Raw genomic sequence first — 1,701 nt, 5'->3', positions numbered from 1 at the left:
TATAGTTAGCCTTTCATAAGTAGCGATGCAACAAAGCCATCCCAGTGTCTGGGCACTGGGATGACATCCTTCTTGGCGGAAATCACTCTTATATCACAACAGCTGCATAGCCTAAATTGCTTTAGCTATAGCTCTGTTTTTGCAACTTCAAATATCTGCTACTCATAGTAAACACTCCTGGATCTTGAGAGGTTAGCTTGAGTATAGCGAGTATGTTGATAAACAACAAAGCAGCAATCGAGATATCAGCAACATCCCATAGCAACCGGACTTTACCTATCGCACCAAGCGGAATGATCATGGTAAAAATTACAATCCAGATTTTAGTGTATTTATTATCCATAGACACATAGCGTATTGTCTGTTTTGAGCAAAAAAACCAAGTAAAAATAGTAGTAAAAGCAAAACAAAACATTATGGCCATAATTAAATAGTCAATATAAGGCCAATTCATTGCCTTTCTAAAAGCAAATATGCACATGTTAGTGCTCTCTAAATCAGTGACCCAAGAATCTGTGACAAGCAGTACCATTGTTGTAATAAACACTATAAACGCAACTATAAAAGGCGATATTATCGTAATTAGACTCTGCTCAATAATAAATTTATTATTATTTTTCTTAGGAACAATTGAAGAATGTACGATTCCTTCAAGGCCAAGCCCTATATCTGTTGCAAAAATACCTCGCAAAGTTCCGACTTGAATAATAGTCAACATTTCTAGAATCAAACCTAGAGATAAACCAGAGTTAAAGCTACTGGTTGTAAAAAAACTGCTTGTTATTAGTTTTAGAGAAGGAAGAATATTTTCACTAAATTTAAATAATATGATACCGCAAAGTATGAGGTAACTTACCGTCATTATCGGTATCATAGCCGATATAAAAATTTTAATCTTTTTTAAGCTGAGAACTGCAACAACAAAAAATATTATGGCCATTACAATGCCACCAATGACTACAGGCACATCTATCATGTTAAGTGGTATTGATAGAGAATTTACCTGAACAAGGTTACCAACTGTTATTGAAACCATCATCATAACAACCAGAAACACAATTGTAGCTTTTCTAGAATTAAATGCATCAGCCATGTAGGCTACAGGGCCACCTATAAACCGTCCGTTCTTTTCCTTTCTGGTTTTTATACTTAGATAACAAGTGACATATTTTATCACAGAAGTGATAACAATAATTATCGCCATCCACAAAATAGAGCCCGGTCCTCCGGTTTTTAGAGCAACAGCAGTTCCTGAAATATTTCCTACTCCTAAATTTCCCCCTAAAATTGTAAACAGAGCGGCTATAGAGGAAAATTTATTTTCTCCTTTTTTAGCTCCAAGTAGCGAAAGGGCGTATGGTAATCTAAATACCTGTAGCCATTTTAGTTTAATCGATAGGTAAACACCAGCAACTAGCATGAGTAATATTGTTGGCAGTAATAAAACAAACTTCACTGTATCCATCTGTAAAAGTGAGATTTTCATTTGAGTATACAACAAAAATTGAAAATACCTAACCTATTTTCTATGTATGACTTCGTTTCCGTCATTCTAGAAACCTTTTCTTGTCATCCAAGTAGCGTGACACATAACTGTACGAACATTGTAATATGGTACAATGTTAAGACGATGTCATTCCAGTGCTTGACACTGGAATGGCTTTGTTGCATCGCTCTTCGGATAGTAGGTAACGTACAATA

General features: G+C 35.3%; 2 protein-coding genes. One reads left to right on the top strand and one right to left on the bottom strand.

Features of this window, described 5'->3' with window-relative positions:
• Positions 1–121: 121 nt before the first annotated feature.
• Complete coding sequence (locus OZD61_RS05735) at positions 122–1,465, bottom strand: alanine:cation symporter family protein (RefSeq protein WP_265023251.1); 1,344 nt, start codon at positions 1,463–1,465, stop codon at positions 122–124.
• 21 nt (positions 1,466–1,486) lie between these two features.
• On the opposite strand from OZD61_RS05735, the gene OZD61_RS05730 reads away from it, so the two are divergent.
• Positions 1,487–1,701 (top strand): hypothetical protein (locus tag OZD61_RS05730; RefSeq protein ID WP_274980158.1); only part of this gene is annotated, 215 nt, incomplete at its 3' end.

This window comes from Wolbachia endosymbiont of Drosophila bocki, assembly GCF_028982005.1.
Taxonomy (GTDB): Bacteria; Pseudomonadota; Alphaproteobacteria; order Rickettsiales; family Anaplasmataceae; genus Wolbachia; species Wolbachia pipientis.
Note: the sequence above shows the minus strand (reverse complement) of the source record. Positions and strands in the feature narration are given on the sequence as shown.